Genomic DNA, 25,627 nt, shown 5'->3' on the forward strand with positions numbered 1-25,627 from the left:
GAGTGGCCGAACCGTCACCCACATTACGTGTCGTCCAGATCAAGTCAATCGATTCATTCAATTGACATGCGACGATCTTAATTGCTGCCGCCATCGCCATGCGGACGGCAATCAGGGAGGCGGAAAGGCCGACGGCTACCGTGCCCGTCACCGGTCACCGGTCACCGGTCACCGGGCAACGGGCAACGGGCAACGGCATTTCGGCCGTCCGGGTGCCGGCTGTGAGCAGCTAGGGCCGAACCGGGTCCTGGCGCGGCAGCTCGGCTGACAGGACCTTGAAGTAGCGCAACGGCGACCATGCCTGCCGGTCGCCGATGACATAGAGCCGGCGCTTGGCCCGGCTCACCGCGACGTTGAGCAGGTTGGGCCTGCTCGACGCCCACCGGCGGGCACCCACCCGGTCCGGCGCACCGCCGAGCACCAACACGACGATGTCGGCCTGCTTGCCCTGTGCCGTGTGGACGGTGCCGGCGACCAGACCGGGATACCGCCGGGCCCGCCGGCCGACCTCGCGGGCGACGTCCCGGAACGGCCCGATCACCATGACCTCGGACATGTCGAAGTCCAGCTCGGCGAGGGTGGCGAGGATACGGTCGAGCTGCCGGCCCTGGTCGGGAATCCAGTGGCCCTGCGCGCCGGTGCCCGCGACGTCGATCCACTTCGACGGGGGCAGCGTCGGGTAGACGAGCTGGAAGCGGTCCGCTGCCCCGGTGCCGGTGCCATCGATCATCAGACCGCCGTAGGCGACCTGGTTGACGATGTCGAACATCGGCTGGTCGCAGCGCCGGTGCACGGTCAGCGGCACACCCACCCAGGTCGGCTCGTCGTCACCGTCCAGCCAGGTGCCCAACGGCGTGAGCCGGTCGGCGAGGCGCTGGACGGAGGTACGGCTGGTCAGCCACTGCTCGTCCACCGCCTGCTCGGTCCGGATCGCCTGTTCGGTGCGGAACGGCAGGGTGGTGATCGGCTCCAGTTGCAACGGGTCGCCGACGACCACCGCACGCCTGGTGCGCCAGAGCGCCCCGACCGCGTTCTGTGGTGTCGCCTGCCCGGCCTCGTCGATGAGCAGCCAACCGAGCGCTTCCCTGCCGAGGTGACCGAACACCCGGGCGTACGAGGCGAAGGTGGTGGACACCACCGGCACCACGAAGAAGAGGCTCTGCCAGGCCGCCAGCGCCGCATCGGGGGCCAGATCGGTGGGGGCGTCGCCGCCTACGAGATCCATCGCGGCCTGCAGGTTGCGTCGCAGCCGGGTGGCGTTGTGTCGCAGGAACGCTTTGTGCAGCGCCAGGGCCGCCAGGAACAGGTCGCTACGCGCCTCGTTCCACTCCCGGTCGGTCCAGAGCGCCGCCAACTCCCGGCGCTGGCGGTCGGCGTGCCATTCGGGATCGGGAAAGTGCCGGCCGAGCGCGCTCGCAGCCCGCCTCAGCCGCGCCTGGAGGGTGGAGAGGTCGGCCTCGGCCGCCCGGATCGCGTCCTCGGCCGCGCCGTGGGCCTGGACGGCCGTGGAGAGTTCCTGTTCCGCCGACGCCACCGTCCGCCTGGCCGCGGTCAGCGGCGCGTGGTCGACCCGCGGCTTGGGTATGCCCGCCGCCAGCATGCGTCGGATCTCGTCCGCCTGCCGCCGGGCGGTGTCCACCGCCCGCTGCACCACGTCGATCTCCACCTGCACGGCAGCCCGCTCCGCCCGGGCCGCGTCCAACGCGACCTGGGCCTGCCGGACCCCGGCCAGGAGCTGACCGTCGTGGTACGACCAGCGCCGTCGTGCCTCGCCGAGGGTACGCAACCACTCCCACGGGCCGGGCTGCGCCCGTTGGTGCGCCGCCTGCGCGGTCAACCACCGGCTCAGCTCCGCCTCACTCGACCACAGGGCCCGCTCGGCGGTGGCCCTGCGGCCGGTGCTCAGGTGCTCGACCTGCCGCTCGGCCGTCGCGAGGGTCTGGTCGGCAGCCGCCGCGCGACGGCGGGCGTCCCGTTCGGCCTCGGCCTGGAGGGCCGACGCGATCCGGTCGGCCTCGGCCACCCGCTCGCGCTCGGTGTCCAACGCCACCCCGTGGCGACGCCGTGCCGACTCGACCGAACCCGCCGCCACCTTCACGGCGTGCCGCAGCTCGGCAAGGTGGAGCTCGGGATGATCCCGGCGCTCGACGTCGCGGTACACCTCGGCCCGCTTCGTACGCACCGCCTCGACCCGTGCCTGCGCGGCCCGGAACCGCGACACCGCAGTCGACCACGGGACCTCCGGGCCCGTCTGCTCGTACCCTTTCAGCACCGACAGCAGGCCGGACCAGATGTGGCCCTCGCCGGCTCCCTCCCGGGGCTCGTCCGGGGTGTGGTACCAGAACGTGTTGACGAACCGGCTCCGGTTGGCCTTGTTCCCCAGCCGCGCCGCGACCAGGGCCCATGCCCGCTCGCCGACCTGAGGTTGCTCGGCCTCCGGCTGACCGGCCAACAGTGCCGTGGCGATGTCGGGAAAGTAGTCGGCCGCCGCCGCCCGTTCCCGCCACGAGTCATCGATCGCGTCAGCGGCGGGAATCTCGTCGGTGACGTTCTGCACGGCACCGTTGTTGGCCGAGGCGACAACCATCTCGAAACCCGTGAGGTCGGGCTGCCACACGTCGACGACCCGCGTACGTTGTCCTGTGCTCCAGCGGAGCTGCCGTCCGGTGAACGCCCGGGCCGGATCGGTCAGCGCGGCCAGCCGCCGGGCCCGCTCGACGACGAGCGCCGCGACGAGGTCGCGCAGCATCGTGGTCTTACCGGTGCCCGGCGGGCCGTTGACGCCGAGAATCCCGGCGGTCATGCCCAGCGCGGTGCAGACGGCCACCTGCTGGTTGAGCGCGAGCGCGTGCTCGGGATGGCTGGGCCACCGCCCCGCCGGCACCACCCCTGGTGCCGTCGCCGCCAACACGGCGTCGACACGGTCGCACACGTCCACCCGGCCGGCGGTGGCGAGATCGGCCTCGGGCCGCAGATAGTCGCGCAGTGCGACACCGACCTCACCCTTGACGATCTTTCCCGCGACCCGCTCCAGGTCGTACATGATGAAGCTGTTGAGAAACGCGTGGCCCGCGGCGCTGTCCGGGTTGCGACGGGCCACGAGCTGGCTCTTGATCCGGATGTCGGTACAGGGTAGGGCTGCGCCGATCCCGGCCACCCCCAGGGCCAGATGCAGGCAGTCGGCGAGCAGGCCGTGGTCCACCACCCGCGGAGCCATCTGCGGCGCACAGTTCTCCGTACCGTCGGTGGTCACGGTCACCAACTCCTGGAGCGACTCGTGGAGATCCTCGGTGGCGGACTCGAACCGCGCGAGCCAGTCGCCTCTGGCACGCCTGTCCCGCACCAACCGGCCGGTCGCCCAGGCGCAGCTCGACAGCACCAGCGAGTCGAGCAACACGTGCCCCTGCTCGTCGACCGTCAGAGCGACGACGGCGCTCTCCCCCGCCGGCCTTTCGTCGTAGCTGTCCGGGTCCGGTTCGAATATCCGGGACAGCACCCCGAACAGTTCGTCGAGACGGTGGATGCCCAGATACACGACGTGTCGCCACGTCTGGTTCGGGCGCAGCTTCCACCGCGAGAGCTCGTGACCCGCCTCCCACGGCAACGGCTGTCCCGGCTGGACCGCGAAGACCAACCGGTCCCGGCTGACCCGCTCGACGCTCTGCGGACTGAACATCTCCACGGTTCGCCAGAACCTGACAACCTCTGCCTGTGCGGCCTGCGCGCTCCGTCGCAACACCACTCCGATCGTCGATCAGATCGTGCCCGGGCGGAGGATCGTATCGTTCGCAGAACGCCGACGGGCACCCGATGAGGCTCCCGTACGGGGGCACCGGATCTCGGTCGGCTCCGTCCTTGTCGTCACGGCCCGAGTCCTGTGTGGACACCGGTTTTCCTCCCCGCCCATCGTGACCGGGCCCGGCACGATGAAAGCCTCATTGTTGGGGGATTCGCTGTCGCCTCGGGATGGTAGAAACGAACCGACCGACCGGTGTGCCCAGCGGAGGGTGAATGGGTGTCTGATATCGCGGATCCGAGCCGGCATCTCGTCCTCACCGTGGACGTGGAGCGGTACAGCGGGCGGGACAACGTGCTCCAGTGGCGTGTCCAGCAGGCCCTGCCGAGGATCATGCGGCGGGCCCGGGAGGAGCTGGGTCTACTCCCGGATGGCTGGCTGGTCCAGCCGAGCGGCGACGGGCAGCTCGCGATCCTGCCGCAGGGCACCAGCGAGCGGACGATCGTGACCCGACTGGCACCGACCGTGGACCGGCTGCTCCGCGAGCACAACCACGGACTGGCCCCTGAGGCCCGCATCCGGCTACGGATCGGCGTCCACGAGGGCCTGGTCCACCTCGACGGCGACAACGGCTTTCCCGGCGAGGCCGTCGTCACGGCCTGCCGGCTGGTCGACTCTCCACAGCTCAAGGCCACCCTGCGACGGTTTCCCGAGGCGCAGGTCGCACTGATCGTGTCGGACCGGCTCTACCAGGATGTCGTCCGGCACTACGGTGACCTGCGGCCAGAGCACTTCCTGCGGGTGACCGCCAGCCTGCCGGAAAAGAGCTTCGACGCCGTCGCCTGGATCCACCTGCCTGGCGAGAACGCCGCCGCAGAACAGCCCTCCCCCGCCACCACCCCGGTCCAGCCCTCCGCCGGCGGTCAGACCTTCCAGCACATCACGGCGCACGGGCCGACGGCGTTCGGCAACGGCAACGTGATCACCACGTACGGTTCCGCCGGCAGCGCGACCCCGCACCGGCCCTGATGACGGCGCAGGACCGTCCCCGCACCGACCAGGTGGCACCGTCACCCGGGCCGGGCACCGGCATCCACCAGGCCAGCTACTCCGGGATCACCACCCACGGGCCGGCCGCCTTCGGTGACCACAACATCGTCAACCAGGTCAGCTACCGGAGCGCCCCGCCCACCCACGCCGACGACGTGCTGGTGTCGAAGGCCCTGGAGGCCCTGGCGGGACAGGTGGAGACCGAGCGACGGCGGGACGAGGAGCGCAGCCAGGTGCTGCGACGCCCGCTGCCCGTCCGCTGGGCGGTGACCGCCGCCGCCGGCTCGGCGATGGCCGACGTCGACTGGTCGTCGATCGGGGTCACCGACGACCAGCTCCCGGCTGGCGGGTTGGACGACCTCGCCGGTCTTCTCGCCCGACGGCTACCGCACCGCCGGCTGGTGATCCTGGGTACGGCCGGGGCGGGCAAGACCGTGCTGGCCACCCGGCTCGTGCGCGGTCTGCTCCGGGAACGCCTGGCCGGCCAGCCGGTCCCGGTGCTGCTGCCCGCCGACACCTGGCACCCGGGCGAGCAGCACCTGCGGGAGTGGATGGCGCAGCGGCTGACCCAGGACCATCCCCACCTGGGGACACCGGCCCCGGGCCGCTCGCGCACCCGTCGGACGATGGCCACCCACCTGATCGAGAGTCGGCTGGTGCTGCCGGTCCTTGACGGGTTGGACATGATCGGCGACGGGCTGCTCGGCACAGCGCTCAGCGAGCTGAACAGCCTCGGCGCGGGAGAACCGCTGGTGGTGACCAGCCGCATCGAGCCGTACGAGGGCGCGGTCCGGATCGCCGGCTGCGGGTTGTCCGGCGCTGCGGTGGTGGAGGTGCTGCCCCTCAGGCTGACCGAGGTCCGGGACTACCTCGCCCCCGCAGGCGGAACCGGGCGGTGGCACCGGGCCTTCGCCGAGTTGGCGAACGAACCGGACGCCCCGCTCGCCCAGGCCCTGCGGACGCCGCTGATGGCCTGGCTGGCCCGCACCAGCTACCCGACAGCGTCACCCACGACCGTCACCGCCGACCCGGCCACCACCGTCGCCGATCCGCACGAGCTGGGCGACCGGGCCCGTTTTCCGGGCCGGGACGCCATCGCCGACCATCTCATCGACGGTCTGCTGCCGGCGGTCTATCCGGCCGAGCCGACCCCCACTGGCCGCCGGGACTCCGACGAACAGTGGCACCGTCAGGAGGTGGAACGGGCGCTGATCTTCCTGGCCCGGCACCTGCGTCGGACCGACACCCACGAGATCGCCTGGTGGCGACTCGACCGGGCGGTCCGGCACCAACGAACCCTGTGGATTCCGCTGCTCGGCACGCTCTACGGACTGTTCTTCGGGCTCGGGCACAGCCTGACCGCCGGCCTGGCGATGGGGACGGTCATGGGCCTGGTCGGGACGAGCCGGCGGGCCCGCACCAAGCTGGGCTGGGTCGCCAGCGAGACGCCGTACCGCACGAAGGTGAGCTTCCGCCGGCTCCGGGTCACCCTCTGGCACGGCCTCGTCTCCGCCACGAAGCTGGTCGTGCCGCTGCTGGCGGGGCTGGTCCTGCTGAGCATGCCGGAACCTGGTCCGCTGGTCATCACGGCAGGCGTGCTCCTGCTGGTGACGACAGCCGTCCTACTCGTCCGGCAGACCTGGCCGGGAAGAGAACACGACCCGACCCGGGAACTCGTGGTGCCTGCCGATCCGTCCCGTGCCGTCAGTCCGACCTCGACGTTGCGCGGCGACCGGGCGGCAGGACTGATGGTCATGCCGCCCGTGATCCTGTTCGGCGTACCGCCGGCGATCCTGTTCGACACCGTCCGCCCGATGATGGTCGCGACCGCGTTCACCATCGGTTGGATCGGCGCCGGCGCCTGGGCCAGGTACACGGTCGCCCGGGCCGTCCTCGCGGCCCGGGGGCACCTGCCGTGGCGGACCATGGCCTTCCTCGACGACGCGGTCGACCGGGGCGTGCTGCGGCGGGTCGGTGCCACGTACCAGTTCCGGCATCCCCGGCTCCGCGACCGGCTGGCCGAGCATCCCCGGTGACCGCCCCACCTGGTGCGAAGCCAGCAATCGAAGACGCCCGCCCGGCCGGAGCGCCAGGTGCGCCGCCATGGGCCTCAGTCCATGTGGGCACGCAACGGTCCAACGGCGCGCACGTCCACAGACAGAAACGCCAAAAAGCTCCGACCCAGGGTGAAACCCCAGGTCAGAGCCTTTTTGGTGGTGCGCCGCCAGGGACTCGAACCCCGAACCCGCGGATTAAGAGTCCGCTGCTCTGCCAGTTGAGCTAGCGGCGCTCGTTGGCAACGGAGAGAACACTAGCACGGGCCATGAGCGGGGTTCCAATCCGATACCCGGCTCCACTCTTCGGGCGAGCTTAACGGGCAAAAGGCTTCAGATCCCCCCGCCGGGGAGCTTCCGGCATCGAGCTGGTGGCCGACATGGGGCACGATGTCCGCCAGGTACGCAAGAACAGAGGTGGGGATGGGCAGGTTCACGCGGGGCGGGGCGATGGCGGGCGCTCTCGTCCTGGCGGCGTCGCTGGCTCTGGCCGGCTGCGGCGGCGACCAGAAGAAGGAAGCCGAGTTCGTCGGCGGCACCGGGGCTTCGCCCAGCGCCGAGGCGGTGACCCCGGCGCAGTCCGGCGGGGCGTCGCCGTCGGCACCGGTGGCGGACGGCCTGGCGGTCAGTCCGGCCGACGGGGCGAAGGGCAGACCGGTCAGCACCGAGATCAGCGCCGAACTCCCGGGCGGCGGGAAGGTCTCCTCGGTCACCCTGACGACGGGTGACGGCAAGCAGGTCGGCGGGAAGCTGCGGCTGGACGGCAGTTCCTGGGTGCCGTCGTCGGCACTGAAGTACGGCACGAAGTACAAGGCCACGGTGATCGGCACCGGTGCCGACGGCCAGCCCCGGCAGGGGGTGAGCACGTTCACCACGATGGCCAAGCCGAGCTCGATGATCGGCTCCGGCCTCTACCTCTTCGACGACCGGACCTACGGCGTGGCCATGCCGGTGGTGGCCGAGTTCAGTCCGGGCATTCCGCAGAAGGACCGGGCAGCCGTCCAGAAGCGGATGTTCGTCAAGACCGATCCGCCGCAGCCGGGTGCCTGGCACTGGGTGTCCAGCGGCACCCAGGCGTACTACCGGGGGCCGGAGTACTGGCAGCCGGGGACGACGCTGAGCGTCCGGATCGCGCTGGCCGGGATTCCGCTGAGCAACGGCCGGTACGGCAACGTGGACCGGTCGGCGACCGCCAAGATCGGGCGGGCCTTCGAGATGAAGGTGGACAACGCCACCAAGCAGATGGAGGTGTTCCAGGGCGGCCAGTTGATCAAGACGTTGCCGGTCAGCCTGGGCAAGAAGAGCACTCCCTCCTCCAGCGGCACCATGGTGGTGATGGAGAAGAAGGAGAAGACCGTCTTCGACACGATGGACGAGCCGGACCCGGCCAACCAGTACCGCACCGAGATCGATTTCGCCCAGCGGCTGACCTGGGGCGGCGAGTACATCCACGCGGCACCGTGGTCCGAGGGGGTGCAGGGTCGGCGCAACGTCTCGCACGGCTGCGTCAACGTGTCGATGGCGATGGGCAAGTGGCTCTTCTCCCAGACGAAGGTGGGCGACCCGATCACGGTCAAGGGCACCCCACGCAAGCTCGAAGCGGGCAACGGGTGGACGGCGTGGAGCCTGACCTGGGCGGAGTTCGTCAAGGGCAGCGCGCTGCCGGTTCCACAGGGCGGCTCGGGTCCGCTGGTCTGACCTCCGCTCCGGGTCGACGCAGGTCGCCGACCCGGAGCGGCACGGGCCGGTGACCCGTCGTCATCGCACCCCGCTCGGCGGCGTGTTTCAGTTCACCCTTCGCAACCGACGGGCGTGCCGCCGCGTCTGTGAGGGACGATGGGACATCGGGGACCACGACTGTGAGGGAATCATGCGAGTTGTCCAGGACCACCTGACCGGGCGTACCGGTCGCCGCCGGGTGCTCGCGGCGGGGGTCCTCGCCGCGGCGCTGGCCCTCACCTCCGCCTGCACCGGCTCGGGCGGCGACAAGCCGTCGAGCTGGCAGGGCGGCGGCGAGGAGGCCGCGCCGAAGGCCAGCGCGACGATCACCGAACCGAAGGCCGACGCCACCGACGTCCCGGCCTCCACCGGCATCGTCTTCACCGCCAAGGATGCCAAGGACACCACCGTCGCGCTCACCGACGCCGCCGGCAAGGCCGTCGAGGGCAAGCTCGCCGCGGACGGCGCGAGCTGGCTCCCCGACGGCACCCTGGAGTACGGGGAGAAGTACACCGCCACGGTGACGGCGACCGGTGAGGACGGCAAGCCGGCGACGGCCACCAGTGCCTTCACGGTGATGGCCAAGCCGGACAAGCAGGTGCGGGTCACCAGCTTCCTCGGTGACAACCAGGTGGTCGGCGTGGCCATGCCGCTGATCGTGAAGTTCGGTCGGGCCGTGCCGGAGGACTACCGCGACGACGTGCAGCGCCGGATGTCGGTCACCAGCACCCCGGCCCAGGAGGGCGTCTGGCACTGGGTCAGCCCCACCGAGGTCCGTTACCGGCCCAAGGAGTTCTGGCAGTCGGGCACCACGGTGTCGTACCAGGTGCGGGCCGGCGGGCTGCCGATGGGCGGCGGCTGGTACGGCCGGTCCGACCTGACGGTGGACGTCAAGGTCGGCCCGTCGGTGGTGATGCAGGTCGACAACAAGACCAAGCGGATGACCGTCACCAAGGACGGCAAGGTCGTCAAGACGATCCCGGTCAGCCTGGGCAAGAAGAGCACCCCGTCGTCCAGCGGGACGATGGTGGTGATCGAGAAGCTCCGCAAGACGGTCTTCGACACGATGGAGGAGCTGGGCCCGGAGGAGGGCTACCGCACCAAGATCGACTATGCCCAGCGGCTCACCTGGGGTGGCGAGTTCATCCACGCCGCCCCCTGGTCGGAGGGTCAGCAGGGCACCACGAACGTGTCGCACGGCTGCGTCAACGTGTCGATGAAGGACGGTGCCTGGCTGTTCGCCAACACCAAGATCGGTGACCCGATCACGGTCAAGGGCACCGAACGCAAGCTCCAGAACGGCAACGGCTGGACCGACTGGAACATGAGCTGGGACCAGTACGTCAAGGGCAGCGCCCTGCCGTACGACCCGGACGCCGGGCAGCCGGACACCGACGCCTCCCCCGACGGGGCCACCGCCACGCCGAGCGCCGAGCCGACGCCCTGACCGACCGCAGCCGGCCAGCCGGGTCCTGACCGACCGGCACGCGCCGATCTTCCACGACCGGCCCCCGTCATCAGGCGGGGGCCGGTCCGCGTGCGGGGTGTACTGCCCGCCGGGCCAGCCCCTGGACGCCTCCTGGAACGACTCAGGCCCCCTCGATTGAGGGGGCCTGAGCTGCGGTGGAGCGGATCCACCAACCGGGTGACTGATGGGAATTGAACCCACGACAACCGGGACCACAACCCGGTGCTCTGCCAACTGAGCTACAGCCACCATGCCGTCCGCGCCGGTTTCCCGGGCGGGTGCGGACTAATAATAGCCACACCCGGGCGGGGGCCGTCCAGCGGGTTCCGCCGGCCGGCCGGCACCGGCCTAGAGCTGTGCCGCGATCGCCTTCGCCGTCTCGACGTCCGGGCCGGGTAGCGGCACGAACAGGGTGCGCCGGTAGTACTCCAACTCCCGGATGCTCTCCTGGATGTCGGCCAGGGCCCGGTGCGCCAGCCCCTTGCGCGGCTGGCCGAAGTACACCCGGGGGTACCAGCGCCGGCACAGTTCCTTGATCGACGACACGTCGATCATGCGGTAGTGCAGGTGGGCGTCGAGCCGGGTCATGTCCCGGGCGATGAAGCCCCGGTCGGTGGCGATCGAGTTGCCGCACAGCGGCGCGGTACGCGGGTCCTTCACGTGGCTGGTGACGTACTCCAGGACCAGGTCCTCAGCCTCGGCGAGGGTGACGGTGGAGCGGCGCACCTCCTCGGTGAGACCCGATTTGGCGTGCATGGTGCGGACGACCTCCGGCATCGCCTCCAGGGCCGCCTCGTCGGCGTGGATGACCACGTCCACACCCTCACCCAGCACGTTGAGGTCGGGGTCGGTGACCAGTGCGGCCACCTCGATCAGCTTGTCGCTACCGAGGTCGAGCCCGGTCATCTCACAGTCGATCCAGACGAGAAGGTCAGCCACCGGGACAGACTACGCGCAGCCCAGGTGCCCGCGCCTCGGCACTGTCGCGGGGTGGGACCGCTAGGGTTTCCCCGTGCCCGCCGAATCCGTCGCTTCCCCCGTCAACGCCCCGGAGGACCAGCGGAGCCGTACGGCCCGCCGGGTCGTCACGGTGGTGGCGTTGGCGGCCGTGCTGCCGGCGCTCTACCTGCCGGGCCTGGTGCACGACTTCTTCGACCTGAAGATCTACATGCGGGCGATGGACTGGTGGGCGTCCGGGCATCCGCTCTACGACTACGTGCAGCCCGACCGGGTGCAGGGTGAGCTGTACTTCACGTACCCGCCGTTCAGTGCCCTGCTGTTGCGGCCGTTCGGGGTGCTGCCGCTGGGCCTGACGATCGTCATCTTCACCGCGCTGACCTGCGTCGCCGTGGTGGTGACCACCCGGTGGCTGGTGCTGCCGGTGATCGAGCGGCACGGTCTGCACCGGACGTTCGCGCTCACCGTGGCGGTGCTGCTGGTCTTCGCGGTGGAGAGCACCCGGGAGACGATCACCTTCGGTCAGATCAACATGCTGCTGGTGGTGCTGATCCTGGCCGACCTGCTCTTCGCCGTACCGCAGGCGCGACGGTGGGCCGGGGTGGGCGTCGGGCTGGCCACGGCGCTCAAGCTCTTTCCGGGCATCTTCATCGTCTACCTGTTGGTGACCCGGCGCTGGCGGGCGGCCGTGGTGGCGAGTGTCACGGCGGCGGCGGCGACGCTGCTGGCCGCCGCGGTGGCCCCCCGCGACTCGTGGCGGTTCTGGACCCATGAGTTGTGGGCCACCGACCGGGTCGGGCGCACCGACTACACCGGCAACCAGTCGCTGTTCGGTCTACTCAGCCGGATCGACGCGCCGCAGGAGCCGAACCGGCTGCTCTGGCTGGTGCTGGTCGTGGCGATCCTCGGGTACGGGCTGTGGCGGGCGGCCCGGGCCGCCGCGGCCGGCGACTGGTTGACCGGGCTCACCCTCACCGGCCTGGTCGGCGGACTGGTCAGCCCGATCACCTGGACCCACCACATCTACTGGTTCATTCCGGCGGTGGTGGTGCTGGTGGACGCCGCGCTCGACGCCGACCGGGAGACCGAGGCGGGGGCGCGACGCCGTCGCCGGCTGCTCACCCTCGCCACCGGCACCGGCCTGGTGATCGTCTACGGGGTGGTCTCGTTCTACGACTGGGGGGTGGCGCCGGCCCGCACGGACACCCCCTGGGAGTTCCTGCTGCGCAACGCGTACGTGCTGCTGGCGCTGCTGCTGCTGGTGCTGCTGCCGGTCCGACGGGAGCGTCGGTCGAGCGGTCGACCGACCCCATAAAGGGACAGATATTCCACTATCCGACTTTTAGCGGTAATCTGGCGTCAGCCAGTCATGGCTCGCAGCGCACCGATCCCCCGGTGAAGACGGCCCTCCGCGTCGGCAGCGCGGAGGGCCGTCACCGTGTCCACGCCCATCCGACGCCACCGCACGACGCGACCGTCCGACGCCACCGCACGACGCGAACGGCCCGCCGGACAGGTCCGACGGGCCGGTGCGCGGTGGAACGGGTCAGGACTTCGGCGTCGGCTCCCGCCGGGTCCGGGCGAAGGCCAACCCGCCGAGGGCCAGCCCACCGAGCCCCGCCAGCAGACCGACGACACCCAGCACGACCGCCGTCGAGCCCGAGTCGTCGTCATCGTCGTCGTCCTTCGCGGCCGGCGTGCCCGCCGCCGCCGGGGCCGCCGAGGGCGACCCGGCCGCCGCGGTCAGGGTCAGCACCGGCGCCGGGTTCTCCGGCTCCTCCGCGCCCGGCGTGGGCTCCTCGATCCAGCGCGACACGTTGCCGTCGGAGTAGGTCTGGAGCGTCTTGAGGACCATCTTGTCCACCTGCGGCAGCGGACCCAACGAGATCGGGAACTCCTGGAACTCGCCAGGCTTGACGCCCCCACCGGCGGCGGCCGTCCAGGTCAGCTTGGACACCGCCTCGGTGAGCTGGCTGCCGTGCACCTCGATCGGCGGGTCCACCTTGCGCTTCTCCACCGCCACCGTCCACCCCGGCACCGGCATCGTGGAGACCGAGCCGACCGGGGCGTTCTCCGGCAGGTTCACCTCGATCTTGACGGTGGAGGCGGTGTCGCTCTCGTTGGGCACCCGGATGGCGAACCGGCCATAGCCGCCCTGGGTCGCCTCCTTCGGGTTGACCGTGACGTGCGCCGCGGCCGGCCCGGTGAAGCCGAGCACCGTGGCGGTGACGGCGGCGAGGGTGAGCGCGGCGGCGGATGCGGAGCGCCGGATACGGATCATCGGGGACGGGCCCTTCCTTACTTGATCGGCACGGTGGCGGTCACCGTGGCCTGGTCGATGTCGGACGTACGGACCGTGAAACGCAGTTGCCACTGGCCCGCCGACGGGAAGCTGAACTCCCCCGTCGCATGGTTGTCGGTGAGCTTGAGCAGCGGAATGTCGATCGGTTCCACCCCGGCCGAGGGCAACGCGGCGGTGGCCTTCCACTCCACCACCGGCTGCGGGCGGTTGTCCGGCGTGTAGGCGTACAGGTGCATCGAGTTGTTGCCCCGCTCGGCCGGGTCCAGCTCCACCTGGAGCGAGAAGAGCGGGCTGGTCAGCGTGGTCGAGTAGTAGCCGGCGTCGGCGCCGGAGCCGCCGTCGACGGCGGTCCGGGCCGGTGGGGTCTGCACCAGGGTCGCCGTGACGCCGAGGATCACCGCGGTGATCGCCAACTCCACCCACACCGCGCGCCGCACCGGCACCGGCCGGGCCGCCGCCGTCCGCCGTCGCACCAACTGTCGGGAGTACGCGGCCACCCCCACCACCAGCGCGAACAGCCCGATCTTGGCGAGCAGCAGCCGGCCGTACGTGGTGCCGGTGAGGGCCGCGACGGTGCCCACCTCGATCAGCCCCTGCACGACGCCGGCCAGCAGCAACGCCGCCACCGCCAACGCCGCCCAGCGGGACCAGATCGGCAGGATCGCCCCCAGCTCCCGCTCGTCGGCCCGGCGCAGCAGGAACCCGGCCAGCATCACCAGCCCGCCCAACCAGACCGCCATGCTGCCCAGGTGCACCGCGTCGACGAGCACCGACACCGCCGGTGCCGGGGAGGCAGCCGGGTGCCCGGCCAACGGCCAGGTGAACAACCCGGCCACCCCCAGCCCGGTCAGGATGATCCCGTCGGTACGCCCCACCGGCCCCCGGGTCAGCGGCCGGAGCAGGAACACCGCCGCCGCCAGCAGGCCCAGCCGGATCAGGTGTGCGGTGCCGTACCCGCTGCCCAGCACCTCGGACAGGCCCTCCCCGGTGACGTCGAACAACCCCCCACCGGCGGTGTACGGCACCTGCATCCACACCTCGGCCACCGTCGCGACGGCCAGCAGCCCCACCCCGGACCAGAGCAGCCGGGCCGGCCCCCGCCGGGACAGCCGCAGCGGCCAGAGCGCGGCCAGCACCAGCGCCGGACCCACCACCAGCAGCAGACCGGCGTACCCCAGGTATTTCGTCACCTTCACGCCGACCCCGACCACCGGGTCGGCCCGGCTGTCCGAGCCGGCGTCGGTCGGCGGCGTCGACGGCGCCCCCACCGAGTAGGTGAACGCACCGGACACCGGGTGGCTGTCGGCGGAGATCACCCGGTAGCTGACCAGGTAGGTGCCCTGCGGCCCGGCCGGGTCCACCCCGATCGTCACCACCGAGCCCTCGAAGCGGGGTTCGCCCCGATCCGCCCGGGAACCGTCCGGGGCGATGACCCGCACCTTGTCGGGCACCTTGCGGACCGACTCGCTGAACGTCAGCACCACCTCCGACGGGGCGCTCGGCACCACCGCCGAGGCCACCGGGCTGCTGCTGGACAACACGGCGTGGGCGCTCGCCGGCCCGGCCGGGGCGAGCAACAGGGCGACGAGGGTGATCAGCAGGCCGGCGGCGGCACCCGCGCGGGCCAACCAGCGACGATCGACGGCGTTCATCCCGCCATGCTCGCTGACCGGAGGCCGATACGCCCACCCGGCCACCCCACGACGGCACGGCGCGTCCACGGCGGCCGGGGCGCCTGCCGTAGGTGGTGGGACGTCATGAACGGGTAGTCGTTCGGCGGTGGGGAAAAGTTCCCGGCGTGAGCGGGACCATTCAAAGGGTCGAAGGACCCTGCCCCTCCCCGCCACGCCGCGTAGCGTGGCTAGTCGTGATCCCCGCCCACCGCGACCCCTCCGCCACCACCGGTGACGGCCCGCTGACCGGCCACCGGCCACCGGCCACCGGCGACCCGGCGACCACCCACCCCGGGGAACCCACCGACCGGGCGGTACGACCAATGGGTGTGACCGCAGCGCGTACCCCCGCCGGCCGTTGGCCCGTCGTCCGGCCCTGGCTCGGCCTCGCCGCCCGGCTCGGCCTCGCCGCCGTCTGGCTGTTCGCCGGTGGGGCCAAGGTCGGTGACCTGGCCGCCTCCGGACGGGCCGTCAACGCGTACCAGGTGATGCCCTACGAGGTGGCGACGGCGATCGGGGCCGCGCTGCCGTTCGTGGAGCTGGCGCTGGGCCTGCTCCTGCTCGCCGGGCTGGCGACCCGGCTGAGCGCCGGGATCTCCGCCGCGCTGCTGGTGGTCTTCATCGCCGGCATCGCCTCGGCCTGGGCGCGCGGCCTGGCCATCGACTGCGGGTGCTTCGGCAGCGGCGGGCAGCTCGCCGCCGGCCAGGCCCCGAGCTACCTCCCGGAGATACTCCGGGACCTGGGATTCCTGGCGCTGGCCGGATTCCTGCTGATCTGGCCCCGTAGCCCGTACTCGGTGGACGGCTGGCTCGCGGGCGACCCACCCGTGGAGGAGGACGACGATGAGTAGTCGCAAGGAACGCAACCAGGCCGCGCGGGTCGTCCGCGAGCAGCTCGCCCGCGAGAAGCGCCGCAAGCGGACCCTCTGGACCTCCGTCGGGGCGGTGGTGGTGCTGGTCATCGCCGGCCTGATCGGGTGGAGCGTCTACTCCAGCCAGAAGTCGGACACCTTCACCGCACCGCCCGGGGCGAACGACGCCGGCACCGGCGTCGTGCTCGGCACCGGGCCCGTCACCATCGACCTCTACGAGGACTACCTCTGCCCGGTCTGCAAGGAGTTCCAGCAGACCAGCGGGGAGACCATCAACCAGTTGGTCTCCTCCGGCAAGGCCAAGGTGGTCTTCCACCCGGTCGCCTACCTCAACCGGTTCTCCACCACCGAATACTCCACCCGCTCCTCGGCCGCGTCCGGCTGCGCCGCCAAGGGCGGCAAGTTCAAGGAGTTCACCGACGCGCTCTTCGCCCAGCAGCCGCCGGAGGGCAGCGCCGGGCTGAGCAACGAGCAGCTGATCGACATCGGCGCGGGCGTCGGGCTGAACAAGGACGACTTCGGTACCTGCGTCAAGGACGGCACGTACACGGCGTGGACCGAACACGTCACCGAAGACGCCAGCAAGGACGGGGTCACCGGCACCCCGACCCTCAAGGTGAACGGCACCGCCGTGTCCGACCGCAGCCCGGCCGGCATCACCGCAGCGGTGGAGGCGGCCGGCAAGTGACCCCGGCACCCCTGCGGCGGGCCGTCCTGCTGCTCGCCGCCGTACTGCTCGGCCTGCTCGGCTGCGCCGCACCGGCGTACGCGCACGGGGCGGACGCCCCCGACGGCACCGACTACCGCACCATGGTGACCGGGATCACCCCGGCCCGGCCGGGGCTGACCGCGCGGGCCGTCGAGGCGGGTGCCCGGCTGGAACTGGTCAACCACTCCGACCGGGACGTCGAGGTGATCGGCTACTCCGGGGAGCCGTACCTGCGGGTCGGGCCGGGCGGGGTGTACGAGAACGTCCGCTCCCCCGCCACGTACCTCAACCGCACCCTGGCCGGGGACACCGCGTTGCCCGCCACCGCCGACCCGGCCGCCGCCCCGCAGTGGCGTCGGATCGGCGACGACAGGCGGGTCCGCTGGCACGATCAGCGGGCCCTGTGGCGGGAGTCCGGGGTGCCCACCCCGGTGGCCGCCGACCCGGGCCGGGAGCACCGGGTCCGGGAGTGGACGGTGCCGTTGCGCGACGGCGACGAACCGGTCGAGCTGCGCGGCACCCTCGACTGGGTGCCGCCGCCGGACCCGTACCCGTGGTGGGTGGCCGCCACCCTCGGCGTCCTGCTGGTCGGCGCGGCGGGGCTGCTGCCGGCCGGCACCGGCGCGGGGACCCGGGCGCTGCGCGGCGTCGGCGCGGTGCTCGCCCTCGGTGGTGCCGCCGCCGTCGCCCTGGTGCTGGGCCGGGAGCTGGACGCCGGGGCGCAGGGCGTCGGCGGGGTGCTGCTCGGGCTGGCCGCCGGGCAACTCTGGCCGCTGCTGACCGGGCTGGGTGCGGTGGCCGCCGGGGGGTGGGCGTTGGCCCGCCGGCCCGCCGCCGACTTCGTGCTCGCGCTGGCCGGGGCGTGCCTGACCCTCGTCGTCGGCGTCGCCAACCTGACCGTGCTGTCCCGCGCCGTCGCCCCCGCGCCCTGGTCCGGCGGCGTCGCGCGGGTGCTGCTGACCGGGGTACTGGTCGCCGGGGTCGGCGCGGTCGCCGCCGGCCTGCTCCGGCTGCACGCCGCCACCCGCGCCGCCGCGCCCCGACCCGCCGCCGACCCGGCCCGGACCTGACCGGCGACCCGGGGTGCCCCGTCGCCGTCCGGCCCGGGACCCGGGCCGCCGCCGGTGGGGCCCCGCCGGCCGGCACCGAACCCGCCCCCACGCAGCGCGGGGTGCGCCCGTGGGAGTCGCCTGTCGGCGGTGGTCAGCCGATCGGTCGGGGGTGGAAGCCGTAGGGCAGTTCCAGGCGGTGGCGGGAGAGCAGCTCCGCGTCGGCGAGCAGGTCGGCGGTGGGGGCGTCGGCGACGATCCGGCCGGCGTCCAGGATGACCGCCCGCTCGCACAGCTCCGCCGCGTAGGGCAGGTCGTGGGTGACCATCAGCAGGGTCACCGGCAGGGCGCGCAGGATCCCGGCCAACTCCCGGCGGGCCGCCGGGTCCAGGTTGGACGACGGCTCGTCGAGGACCAGGATCTCCGGGCGCATCGCCAGCACGGTGGCCACCGCCACCCGGCGACGCTGCCCGAACGACAGGTGGTGCGGGGCCCGGTCCCGGTGCTCGGCCATCCCCACCGCGGTCAGCGCCTCATCCACCCGGGCGGCCAGCTCGGCCCCGCGCAACCCCAGGTTGGCCGGGCCGAACGCCACGTCCTCGGCCACCGTGGGCAGGAAGAGCTGATCGTCCGGGTCCTGGAAGACGATGCCCACCCGGCGACGGATCTCGGCCAGGGTGTCCCGGTCCCGGGACACCGTCAGCCCACCCACGCTCACCACCCCCTCGGTCGGGGTGAGGATGCCGTTGAGGTGCAGCACCAGCGTGGTCTTGCCGGCGCCGTTCGGGCCGAGCAGGGCCACCCGCCCACCGCGCGGCACGGCCAGGTCCACCCCGGCCAGGGCGACGTGACCGTCCGGGTACGCGTACCGGACGCCACGGACGTCGAGGGAGACAGCGGTCTGCACGTACCCGATCATGTCAGGACGACGGCGGTGGCGGCGATCGTCACCGCCACCAGCGGCACGGTGGCCGCCGCCACCCACTGCCCGGCGGTCGCCGCGCCGGACCCCTGCCAGACCGCCGGCATCCGCCCCGTGTAGCCCCGGGAGAGCATCGCCAGGTAGACCCGCTCACCACGTTCGAAGGCCCGCAGGAACAACGCGCCCACCCCGGCGGCGAAGCCGCGCAACTGCCACAGGAAACGCGGGTCGTCGCCCCGGGAGATCCGGGCCACCCGCATCCGGCGGGCCTCACCGACCAGCACATCGAGGTAGCGCAGCATGAACGTGGCGATCTGGGTGATGATCTGCGGGCAGCGCAGCCGGTCCAGGCCGACGATCAGGTCCCGGGTGGTGGTCGTGGCGGCCAGCAGCAGCGACGCGAGCACCCCCAGGGTGCCCTTGGCGACGATGTTCCACGCCCCGTGCAGGCCGTCCACCGACAGGCTCAACCCGACGAACTCGGTGCGCGCGCCCGCACCGAGGAACGGCAGGGCGACCGCGAACAGCACGAACGGCACCTCGATCGTGGCGCGCAGCAGCAGCCAGCGCGGGCCGACCCGGGCCAGTGCGGCGACGACGGCGACCAGCACGGCGTACCCGCCGAAGGCCCAGAACGCCTCGCGTGGGGTGGCCACCACGGCGATGGTGAACAGCACCATCGCGGCGATCTTCACCTCGGGCGCCAGCCGGTGCACCGGGGAGGGGGTGTCCCGGTAGAGCACGTGCGCGTGTCCGGCACCCACGTCGTACCGCCCGGTCAGCCGGCGGTGCCGGCGGGCTGCCGGTCGTCACGCGCGCCGCCGTCGGTGCCGGCCGGCTGACCGTCACCGCCCGCCGGGCGGCGACCACGCAGCAGCCAGAACAGGCCACCACCGACGGCGAAGGTGAGCAGCACCCCGACCACCCCGGACAGGCCCGTGGAGAGGAAGCCGTTGTCCACGCCCCGGATGCCGTAGTCGGCCAGCGGGCTGTCGGCCAGCTCATGGTCCTTCGCCTGCCGGGCCGGGCAGGAACCGCCGGTGATCTCGTCGTCGGCGTTCACCGTGCAGCCCTTGAGCAGCGACGAGTCCAGACCGTCGGGGTGCGACGAGGCGTAGTTGCTGACCACCCCGGCCAACACCAGGGCGACCAGCAGGCCCACCGCCACGAAACCCCAGGAACGCTTCCTCACCGGGCACCTCCGACAGCCGGGACAGGGGCCGGCGCGGTCGCCGGCTTCAGCGCGCGCAACGCGTACACCAGATCGGGTCGGACCTTGGCCACGGTGGCGACCGTGGTCGCGGTGATCAGCCCCTCGCCGATGCCGATCAGCAGGTGGACCCCGGCCATCGTGCCGGCCAGGCCGGTCAGGTTGCCGCCCAGGTCGGTGGTGCCGCCGAGCCAGTACTGCAGGACGAACCCCTGGGAGGCGACGACCACGCTGACCAGCGCCGAGACGAAGGCGGTCACCGCCAGGCCGGTGGGGGTGCGGGGCAGCACCCGCAGCAGGCCGGCGATCAGCAGGTACGCCGCCGCGGTGCCGAGCAGCGCCATGTTGGTGATGTTCAGGCCGAGCATCGCGACGCCGCCGTCGCCGAAGACCAGGGCCTGCACGATCAGCACCACCGACACGCAGAGCGCGCCGACCCACGGGCCGACCAGCAGGGCGGCGAGCGCGCCACCGAGCAGGTGACCGGAGACCCCGGCCGTGAAGATCGGGAAGTTGAGCATCTGCACGGCGAAGATGAACGCGGCGACCAGGCCGGCCATCGGCGCGAGCCGGTCGTCCAGGTCACGCCGGCCGCGCAGCACGCAGAAGGTCAGGGCGGCCAGCGCGACGGCCGCGAAGACGCCCGCGACGGGACCGTTGATGATCCCGTTCGAGATGTGCATCGCCAGGGTTTCCACATGACCTCCAGTCGGCCGGCGTGCCCAGCCTATTTCCCGTTGGCTGTTGTTGCCAAGATGCGGCAACAAGGCACTGCGTTGTTCACCACCGGGCCATCGCCCGGCCGCCCGGGTCCCGCCCACGCGGCCGGAACACCGGGCCATTGCCCGGCCGCCCCGGGTCCCGCCCACCCGGCCGGAACACCGGACCATGCGGGTCGTCCGGAGAACCGGGTTCCGCACGCCCGCCGGGAGCACCGGCCGGCCAGGAGCACCAGCCGGCCCGAACGGCCCGGGGGACCGCCACCACGTCCCGGGCGCCCCGGCGGGGATCAGCCGGCACGTCACCCCCCGACGGTAGGGTCGTCGCCATGACCGCGCCCGACCGGCTCGCCCCCGGCGACCCCGCCCCCGACTTCACCCTCCCCACCGACACCGGGGAGACGCTCGCCCTGGCCGCGCTGCGCGGTCGCCGGGTCATCCTGTACGCCTACCCGGCCGCGATGACCCCCGGCTGCACCAAGCAGGCCTGCGACTTCCGTGACTCGCTCGCCTCGCTCCAGGCCGCCGGTTACGAAGTGGTCGGCATCTCCCCCGACCAGCCCGCCAAGCTGGCGAAGTTCCGCGAGCGCGACGCCATCACCTTTCCGCTGGTCGCCGACGTCGACAAGGCGGTGCTCACCGCGTACGGCGCCTTCGGCGAGAAGCAGTCCTACGGCCGTACGGTGACCGGGGTGATCCGGTCCACCTTCGTCATCGACCCGGACGGAAAGATCGAGCACGCGTTCTACAACGTCAAGGCGACCGGCCACGTCGCCAAGCTGCGCCGCGACCTCGGCCTCGACTGAACGCGTCCAGCCGGCGGCCGATGCTGTCGGACCTCGCCGCTACCGTGCGTGGGTGATCCGATACAGGTATCCACCGGAGGTGCTCGCCCAGGCGGCGGCGGGGTCCCGCAGTGTCGCCGACGTCCTGCGCGTTCTCGGGGTCCGGTTCAGCGGTGGTTCACACGCGCACATCAGTCGCCAGCTCAAACGACTGGGCACCGACACCTCCCACTTCACCCGCCGGCCGGGTGGGGGTGGCAGACCGTCCGGGCGGCGCACCCCGTCGGTCCAGGTTCTGCGTCCACTGCCTCCGGGTTCCCGACGGGTGCCGGGAGCCCGCCTGAAGGCCGCGCTGCGTGACATCGGCGTCCCTGACGGGTGCGAGGGGTGCGGCACCGGCCCGTTCTGGCAGGGTCGTCCGCTGACCCTGCACGTGGACCACCTCAGCGGCGACTTCCTCGACAACCGGCCGCCGAACCTGCGGCTGCTCTGCCCGAACTGCCACAGCCAGACCCCGACCTACGCCGGGCGTCACCGGTCCGGCGTCGGGGCCCGCCCGTCCGGCGCGGTGCCCGGCGTCGCCGTCCCGCCGCCGGCCGCGTCCCGTCCGCCGGCCCCGGCACCTGTCGACGCGGAGCGGGTAGCGGAGGTGATCCGACAGGTCGAGGCGGGTGCCATCGGGCCGAGCGAGGCGGCCCGGCGGATCGGCTGTCACCGCAACCACGTCGCCCGGCTCCGCCGACGGCTCGCCACCACCGGCACCGCCGCCGTCCCGCTCCGACCGCGCAGCGGCTCACCGCACCAGGAAACCGTCCTGCGGTACGCACTGGCCCGTCCCGATCTGGGGCCACGGAAACTCGCCGCGTTCATCCGTGAGGCGACCGGCGACGCCTGCGTCGTCAGTCACGGGACGGTATCGAACATTCTGCGCCGGGCCGGGATCTCCACCGTTTCCGCGCGACGCTCTAAACTCTGACCCGAGCGGGAGTGGCGGAATGGCAGACGCGGTAGGTTTAGGTCCTATTGTCCGAAAGGACGTGGGGGTTCAAGTCCCCCCTCCCGCACCACACGGCCCTGTCGGGAGGGTCACGTTCGCGGGCGCACGACGCGTCGGCGCAGCAGGATCGGCAGGGTGAGCCTGCGTTTCGTCCTCGACCCCGACCTCACCCCCGCACTGCGTGAGCAGATCGTCGACCTCTGGGTCGACGTCACCAACGCCGGCGGCGCGGTCGGCTTCGTCGCCCCGGTCACCACCGCCGACGTACGTCCCCTCGCCGAGTCCACCTTCGCCGCCGTCACCGACGGTCCGGACCGGATACTGGTCGGCTACGAGGCTGACCGACCGGTCGCGGTGCTGTTCCTCGCCGACAACCGGTTCGGCTTGAAGGCGCACTGGGGCATCCTCAAGCGGGTGATGGTGCACCCGGCCACCCAGGGGCGCGGCCACGGGCAGGCCCTGATGCGGGAGGCCGCCCGGCGCGCGCCCGAGCTGGGTTGGCGGGCGCTGCACGTGACGGTGCGCGGCGGGCTGGGACTGGAGAGGTTCTACGACCGGCTCGGTTACCGCGAGGTGGGCCGGCTGCCGGGCGCGCTGCGGGTGGCAGCCGACGACGACCGGGACGAGATCCTCATGTGGCGGGACCTGGACACCCCGGACTGACCGTCCGACGGACCGCGCTCGACCGACACCGGGTCGACCCGGCGGCGTCCGGCCGGCCCCGCTCCCGACGGACGGGCCGCTCCGGCGACCGGGCGACGCGCGGCTGGTCGCGCCGAGCCGAGGCCGGCAGCGGCGGTGGAGGACCGGCGGGAGTCAGCTCCGGGACGTGCAGTCGACCGGCCGGCCCGCGCCCGGCTCCGCCTTCGACGCGGCGAGCGCGGGTGGGTCGCTGACCTCCGGCGCGCTGGGTGAACTGGCGGAGGCGACCGCCGACGGGCTGGCGGTGGCCCGGGTCGGGCTGGCGCTGGGGCTCGGGGAGGACGGCCGGCTGGTCGGGTTCTTCCGCGCGGCGGGGGCGCTGCCGCCGTACATCTTCACGGTGCTGCGCTGGACCCGGCCGGGGGACATGGTGACGCCGCTGGCGGTGACGCGGTGGCCGTACACGTCGGTGACCCGGACGGCGTACGGGCCGGGACCGGCACCCGAGTCGATCTGCCAGTAGTTGTAGTCCTGCCGGGCGGCGGCACGCCAGGCACCGGAGCCCTGGCGTACCTCGACGGCGCGCAGCGGGTTGCCGTGCTCGGCGACCAGCACCGCGAACCAGTACTGCGACGCGCCCTCCTTGATCCGGAAGGTGAGCGGGCCGGACAGTGGCGGGTCGACGGCCGCGCGGTAACTGACGTTGACGATGCCCTGCACCGGGTCGGCGATCCGGGCGAACGCCTCGCGGGAGAGGTCGACGTGCCCGGGGGCGCACTCCGGGCACTGGTCCATGATCAGGACCCGGACGGTGCCCCGGGGGCCGGTGACGTCGAGGTACCCGCCGCAGGCCGCGCCGGCGCTGTACTCGGTGGGGCCGAGGGCCACGTACATCCGGTCGGCCGGGGCGGACGGGTAGGAGCAGTTCCCACCGGCCCCCTTCGAGTCGTAGAAGGTGGCTTTCCCCTTGTGGACCGTACTCCCGGTGGGTGGGGCCGCCAGTGCCAGCCGCCCGGCGGCCACCGGCCCGGCACCGGCCAGCCCGACCGGCGGGGCGGCGCAGGCGGGGGCGGCACCGGAGCGCAGCGCGAGGCTCAGCCCGAGCACGGTGGCGAGCGCGGCGACGCCACCGGCGGCCAGCCAGCGGCGACGTCCGCCACTCCGGGCGCGGCGACGCCCCGGCCCGGAACGCGCGGCGGGGGTGCGACCGCCCGGCCCGGGGTCGGGTTGCTGGGACACGCTGCCATCGGTCACGCCGACCGATGCTGCCGCAGTCGACGACCCGGGGACAAGCGGGCTAAGCGAAAGCTAAGCCGGTCAGCCGATCCGGTTGCGGTGGAGGCTCGACGCGATCACGGTGAGCGACCGTAGCGGTTCGGCGGTCTCCGGCCGGGTACGCAGCAGGTCCTCCAGGCGGACCCGCCAGCGGCCGGCTTCGACGGCGGCGGCCTCGGGCGTGGTCCGGGCCCATGGCAGCAGCCGCCGCCGGGTGTCCTGGAGGGAGCCGGCGTGGTCGGGGCCGAGCAGTTCACCGAGTTCGGCGCGCAGCCAGTCGAAGAGTTCGTCGTCGGGGACGCTCGCGACGATCAGGCGGGCCATGTCCCAGGCCACGCGGGGGTGGTGGAGAACCTGCATGCCGACTCCTCCGTCGATGGTGACGATTCGGCAATCATCGATCCGGCACCGTGCCGGGGGCAACACCCGGCCGGCGGAGTACGACTCGGCCGTCCGGCACCGGTCGGGCACGGCGGCCCGCCCCACCCGGGTCCACGGCGGTCGCCCCGGCTGCGCGGGGCGGGCCGCTCACCAGGCGACACCGATGCCGTCGCCGGGGTACCAGTGGTCGAGCGGGGTCTCGCGGTAGGCGAGGAACCGGCGGCCGGTGCGTTCGGCGTGTTCGGCGAGCACCCCGGTGGTGGTGACGTTGTCGGTGAGCAGGATCGCGCCGGGGGCCAGCTTCGGCTCGACGGCGTCGAACTCGCGGCGTTCGTGGTCGTGGCTGTGGTCGCTGTCGTGCAGGAACAGGTCGACCGGCCGCTCCAGGGCGGCGATCGCGGTGACCGAGTCGCCGACCACCAGGTCGATCACGTCGGCCCAGGGCGCGCTGCGGGCCAGGTAGCCGGCCTCCGGGTTGACGTCCAGCGAGGTGAGCCGGCCGGGGTGCCCCTCGGCGGCGTTGCGCAGCAGGGCGGCGGCGAGGACGCAGCTACCCAACCCCTTGTCGGTGCCGGTCTCGACGACGTGGGTGGGCCGGGTGGCCCGGACGATCGCGTACCAGCCGACCCGGCGCGCGTAGCGGACCCGCCGGTCGGCCAGGCCGCGCCGGGCGGACCGGGCGGTGGCCTGTTCGATGTGCCGGCGCAGCGCCGCGTCGCCGGTGATCTCGGCGAGATGGCCCCGGACCCGGGCCACCGGGACGTCGCAGACCACGCTGACGAACCAGGTCAGGTGCTCCCGGCTGAGCCGGGTCAGTTCGTAGGTGTAGTTGTGGTGCTCCCGGGAGGTGGCCAGCCAGCGGGCCGAGGTGCGCAGCACCTTCGCGTCGTACCTGGCGACCCGGGCGAGCCGCCCGGGGAAGGCGGCCACCGGTGCCAGCGGGGTGCGGGCGATGGCCCGGCGCAGTCTCGTCGCATCCACGGCGCGGTTTCTATCAGCCGCAGGTGACGGGCGGCTGAACGTCCAGCGTACGGCGGCTCTTCGGGCCTCGGTCCGTCGGGCGAACGCGGGCTGCCGTACTGGGTGACGACTCAGTAGCATGCGGCC

22 protein-coding genes and 3 tRNA genes are annotated in these 25,627 nt (G+C 72.6%); 12 read left to right on the forward strand and 13 right to left on the reverse strand.

Annotation, left to right across the window (positions count from 1 at the left end):
- Positions 1-229: 229 nt before the first annotated feature.
- On the reverse strand, positions 230-3,676 hold the full coding sequence (locus AB0B63_RS08525) for an ATP-binding protein (protein ID WP_357015987.1): 3,447 nt from the start codon (positions 3,674-3,676) through the stop codon (positions 230-232).
- A 339-nt stretch (positions 3,677-4,015) separates the two neighbouring features.
- Between AB0B63_RS08525 and AB0B63_RS08530 the strand changes: the two genes are divergently transcribed.
- The gene (locus AB0B63_RS08530; RefSeq protein ID WP_357015883.1) at positions 4,016-4,765 is read left to right on the forward strand and encodes a hypothetical protein; all 750 of its coding nucleotides are present in this window, start codon (positions 4,016-4,018) and stop codon (positions 4,763-4,765) included.
- Positions 4,765-6,822, forward strand: coding sequence for a hypothetical protein (locus AB0B63_RS08535; protein WP_357015886.1), 2,058 nt, complete (start codon positions 4,765-4,767; stop codon positions 6,820-6,822). Before AB0B63_RS08530 ends, AB0B63_RS08535 begins: the two co-directional genes overlap by 1 nt.
- A gap of 178 nt (positions 6,823-7,000) precedes the next feature.
- On the opposite strand, the gene AB0B63_RS08540 is transcribed toward AB0B63_RS08535, so the two are convergent.
- Positions 7,001-7,076: transfer RNA gene (locus AB0B63_RS08540), tRNA-Lys, on the reverse strand.
- Positions 7,077-7,263: 187 nt separating this feature from the next.
- Here AB0B63_RS08540 and AB0B63_RS08545 point away from each other — a divergent pair.
- Together AB0B63_RS08545 and AB0B63_RS08550 are read left to right on the forward strand one after the other, a co-directional pair.
- On the forward strand, positions 7,264-8,538 hold the full coding sequence (locus AB0B63_RS08545; protein WP_357015889.1) for an Ig-like domain-containing protein: 1,275 nt from the start codon (positions 7,264-7,266) through the stop codon (positions 8,536-8,538).
- Positions 8,539-8,710: 172 nt separating this feature from the next.
- Positions 8,711-10,006 carry an Ig-like domain-containing protein gene (locus AB0B63_RS08550; protein WP_357015892.1) on the forward strand — a complete coding sequence of 432 codons (1,296 nt, stop codon included), beginning with the start codon at positions 8,711-8,713 and terminating at the stop codon, positions 10,004-10,006.
- 197 nt (positions 10,007-10,203) lie between these two features.
- Here AB0B63_RS08550 and AB0B63_RS08555 read toward each other — a convergent pair.
- A tRNA-His gene (locus tag AB0B63_RS08555) sits at positions 10,204-10,276 on the reverse strand.
- Between the two features lie 99 nt (positions 10,277-10,375).
- Positions 10,376-10,966, reverse strand: coding sequence for an oligoribonuclease (gene orn / locus AB0B63_RS08560; protein ID WP_091251653.1), 591 nt, complete (start codon positions 10,964-10,966; stop codon positions 10,376-10,378).
- 73 nt (positions 10,967-11,039) lie between these two features.
- Between orn and AB0B63_RS08565 the strand changes: the two genes are divergently transcribed.
- The gene (locus tag AB0B63_RS08565) at positions 11,040-12,299 is read left to right on the forward strand and encodes a glycosyltransferase family 87 protein (RefSeq protein ID WP_357015895.1); all 1,260 of its coding nucleotides are present in this window, start codon (positions 11,040-11,042) and stop codon (positions 12,297-12,299) included.
- Positions 12,300-12,530: 231 nt separating this feature from the next.
- On the opposite strand, the gene AB0B63_RS08570 is transcribed toward AB0B63_RS08565, so the two are convergent.
- Both AB0B63_RS08570 and AB0B63_RS08575 read right to left on the reverse strand, forming a co-directional pair.
- Positions 12,531-13,265 carry a YcnI family protein gene (locus AB0B63_RS08570; protein WP_208567411.1) on the reverse strand — a complete coding sequence of 245 codons (735 nt, stop codon included), beginning with the start codon at positions 13,263-13,265 and terminating at the stop codon, positions 12,531-12,533.
- Positions 13,266-13,282: 17 nt separating this feature from the next.
- The gene (locus tag AB0B63_RS08575) at positions 13,283-14,938 is read right to left on the reverse strand and encodes a copper resistance protein CopC (RefSeq protein ID WP_357015899.1); all 1,656 of its coding nucleotides are present in this window, start codon (positions 14,936-14,938) and stop codon (positions 13,283-13,285) included.
- A 344-nt stretch (positions 14,939-15,282) separates the two neighbouring features.
- On the opposite strand from AB0B63_RS08575, the gene AB0B63_RS08580 reads away from it, so the two are divergent.
- The 3 genes from AB0B63_RS08580 to AB0B63_RS08590 are packed head-to-tail and all read left to right on the forward strand — an operon-like array spanning position 15,283 to position 17,610.
- Positions 15,283-15,810, forward strand: a complete 528-nt coding sequence (locus AB0B63_RS08580) for a MauE/DoxX family redox-associated membrane protein (RefSeq protein ID WP_357015990.1) — start codon at positions 15,283-15,285, stop codon at positions 15,808-15,810.
- On the forward strand, positions 15,803-16,519 hold the full coding sequence (locus AB0B63_RS08585) for a thioredoxin domain-containing protein (RefSeq protein WP_357015902.1): 717 nt from the start codon (positions 15,803-15,805) through the stop codon (positions 16,517-16,519). The genes AB0B63_RS08580 and AB0B63_RS08585 overlap by 8 nt, the downstream gene beginning before the upstream one ends.
- A complete protein-coding gene (locus AB0B63_RS08590) occupies positions 16,516-17,610 on the forward strand; it encodes a hypothetical protein (RefSeq protein ID WP_357015906.1) in 1,095 nt (364 codons plus the stop codon). The genes AB0B63_RS08585 and AB0B63_RS08590 overlap by 4 nt, the downstream gene beginning before the upstream one ends.
- A 133-nt stretch (positions 17,611-17,743) precedes the next feature.
- On the opposite strand, the gene AB0B63_RS08595 is transcribed toward AB0B63_RS08590, so the two are convergent.
- The 4 genes from AB0B63_RS08595 to AB0B63_RS08610 are packed head-to-tail and all read right to left on the reverse strand — an operon-like array spanning position 17,744 to position 20,419.
- The gene (locus AB0B63_RS08595; RefSeq protein WP_208567416.1) at positions 17,744-18,508 is read right to left on the reverse strand and encodes an ABC transporter ATP-binding protein; all 765 of its coding nucleotides are present in this window, start codon (positions 18,506-18,508) and stop codon (positions 17,744-17,746) included.
- Positions 18,505-19,275 carry a cobalt ECF transporter T component CbiQ gene (gene cbiQ, locus AB0B63_RS08600; RefSeq protein ID WP_219467737.1) on the reverse strand — a complete coding sequence of 257 codons (771 nt, stop codon included), beginning with the start codon at positions 19,273-19,275 and terminating at the stop codon, positions 18,505-18,507. Before cbiQ ends, AB0B63_RS08595 begins: the two co-directional genes overlap by 4 nt.
- Positions 19,276-19,289: 14 nt before the next feature.
- A complete protein-coding gene (locus AB0B63_RS08605) occupies positions 19,290-19,703 on the reverse strand; it encodes a PDGLE domain-containing protein (protein ID WP_208567418.1) in 414 nt (137 codons plus the stop codon).
- Positions 19,700-20,419, reverse strand: coding sequence for an energy-coupling factor ABC transporter permease (locus tag AB0B63_RS08610; protein ID WP_357015911.1), 720 nt, complete (start codon positions 20,417-20,419; stop codon positions 19,700-19,702). The genes AB0B63_RS08605 and AB0B63_RS08610 overlap by 4 nt, the downstream gene beginning before the upstream one ends.
- A gap of 350 nt (positions 20,420-20,769) precedes the next feature.
- On the opposite strand from AB0B63_RS08610, the gene bcp reads away from it, so the two are divergent.
- The 4 genes from bcp to AB0B63_RS08630 all read left to right on the forward strand — a co-directional run bounded on the left by bcp (position 20,770) and on the right by AB0B63_RS08630 (position 22,885).
- Positions 20,770-21,246, forward strand: coding sequence for a thioredoxin-dependent thiol peroxidase (bcp, locus tag AB0B63_RS08615; RefSeq protein ID WP_219467731.1), 477 nt, complete (start codon positions 20,770-20,772; stop codon positions 21,244-21,246).
- A gap of 52 nt (positions 21,247-21,298) precedes the next feature.
- Entirely contained in the window at positions 21,299-22,201 is a 903-nt protein-coding gene (locus AB0B63_RS08620; protein ID WP_357015915.1) for a hypothetical protein, read from the forward strand.
- 5 nt (positions 22,202-22,206) lie between these two features.
- Positions 22,207-22,292, forward strand: a tRNA-Leu gene (locus tag AB0B63_RS08625).
- A gap of 65 nt (positions 22,293-22,357) precedes the next feature.
- Positions 22,358-22,885 (forward strand): GNAT family N-acetyltransferase, encoded by a 528-nt coding sequence (locus tag AB0B63_RS08630; protein WP_357015918.1) that lies wholly within the window; start codon positions 22,358-22,360, stop codon positions 22,883-22,885.
- A gap of 153 nt (positions 22,886-23,038) precedes the next feature.
- Here the strand turns inward: AB0B63_RS08630 and AB0B63_RS08635 are convergent, their stop codons facing one another.
- The 3 genes from AB0B63_RS08635 to AB0B63_RS08645 form a co-directional block, all read right to left on the reverse strand.
- On the reverse strand, positions 23,039-24,118 hold the full coding sequence (locus AB0B63_RS08635) for an expansin EXLX1 family cellulose-binding protein (RefSeq protein WP_357015921.1): 1,080 nt from the start codon (positions 24,116-24,118) through the stop codon (positions 23,039-23,041).
- Between the two features lie 63 nt (positions 24,119-24,181).
- Positions 24,182-24,499, reverse strand: a complete 318-nt coding sequence (locus AB0B63_RS08640) for a hypothetical protein (protein ID WP_357015924.1) — start codon at positions 24,497-24,499, stop codon at positions 24,182-24,184.
- A gap of 168 nt (positions 24,500-24,667) precedes the next feature.
- The gene (locus AB0B63_RS08645; RefSeq protein WP_208567424.1) at positions 24,668-25,501 is read right to left on the reverse strand and encodes a class I SAM-dependent methyltransferase; all 834 of its coding nucleotides are present in this window, start codon (positions 25,499-25,501) and stop codon (positions 24,668-24,670) included.
- Positions 25,502-25,627: the final 126 nt, after the last annotated feature.

The sequence above is a fragment of the Micromonospora sp. NPDC049081 genome (assembly GCF_040648835.1).
GTDB classification, from domain to species: Bacteria; Actinomycetota; Actinomycetes; order Mycobacteriales; family Micromonosporaceae; genus Micromonospora; species Micromonospora antibiotica.

Coding starts and splice junctions, on each gene's coding strand:
- AB0B63_RS08525 (WP_357015987.1), bottom strand. CDS start 3,676: ATGTTCAGTCCGCAGAGCGTCGAGCGGGTCAGCCGGGACCGGTTGGTC.
- AB0B63_RS08535 (WP_357015886.1), top strand. CDS start 4,765: ATGACGGCGCAGGACCGTCCCCGCACCGACCAGGTGGCACCGTCACCC.
- AB0B63_RS08545 (WP_357015889.1), top strand. CDS start 7,264: ATGGGCAGGTTCACGCGGGGCGGGGCGATGGCGGGCGCTCTCGTCCTG.
- AB0B63_RS08550 (WP_357015892.1), top strand. CDS start 8,711: ATGCGAGTTGTCCAGGACCACCTGACCGGGCGTACCGGTCGCCGCCGG.
- AB0B63_RS08570 (WP_208567411.1), bottom strand. CDS start 13,265: ATGATCCGTATCCGGCGCTCCGCATCCGCCGCCGCGCTCACCCTCGCC.
- AB0B63_RS08575 (WP_357015899.1), bottom strand. CDS start 14,938: ATGAACGCCGTCGATCGTCGCTGGTTGGCCCGCGCGGGTGCCGCCGCC.
- AB0B63_RS08580 (WP_357015990.1), top strand. CDS start 15,283: ATGGGTGTGACCGCAGCGCGTACCCCCGCCGGCCGTTGGCCCGTCGTC.
- AB0B63_RS08585 (WP_357015902.1), top strand. CDS start 15,803: ATGAGTAGTCGCAAGGAACGCAACCAGGCCGCGCGGGTCGTCCGCGAG.
- AB0B63_RS08595 (WP_208567416.1), bottom strand. CDS start 18,508: ATGATCGGGTACGTGCAGACCGCTGTCTCCCTCGACGTCCGTGGCGTC.
- bcp (WP_219467731.1), top strand. CDS start 20,770: ATGACCGCGCCCGACCGGCTCGCCCCCGGCGACCCCGCCCCCGACTTC.
- AB0B63_RS08640 (WP_357015924.1), bottom strand. CDS start 24,499: ATGCAGGTTCTCCACCACCCCCGCGTGGCCTGGGACATGGCCCGCCTG.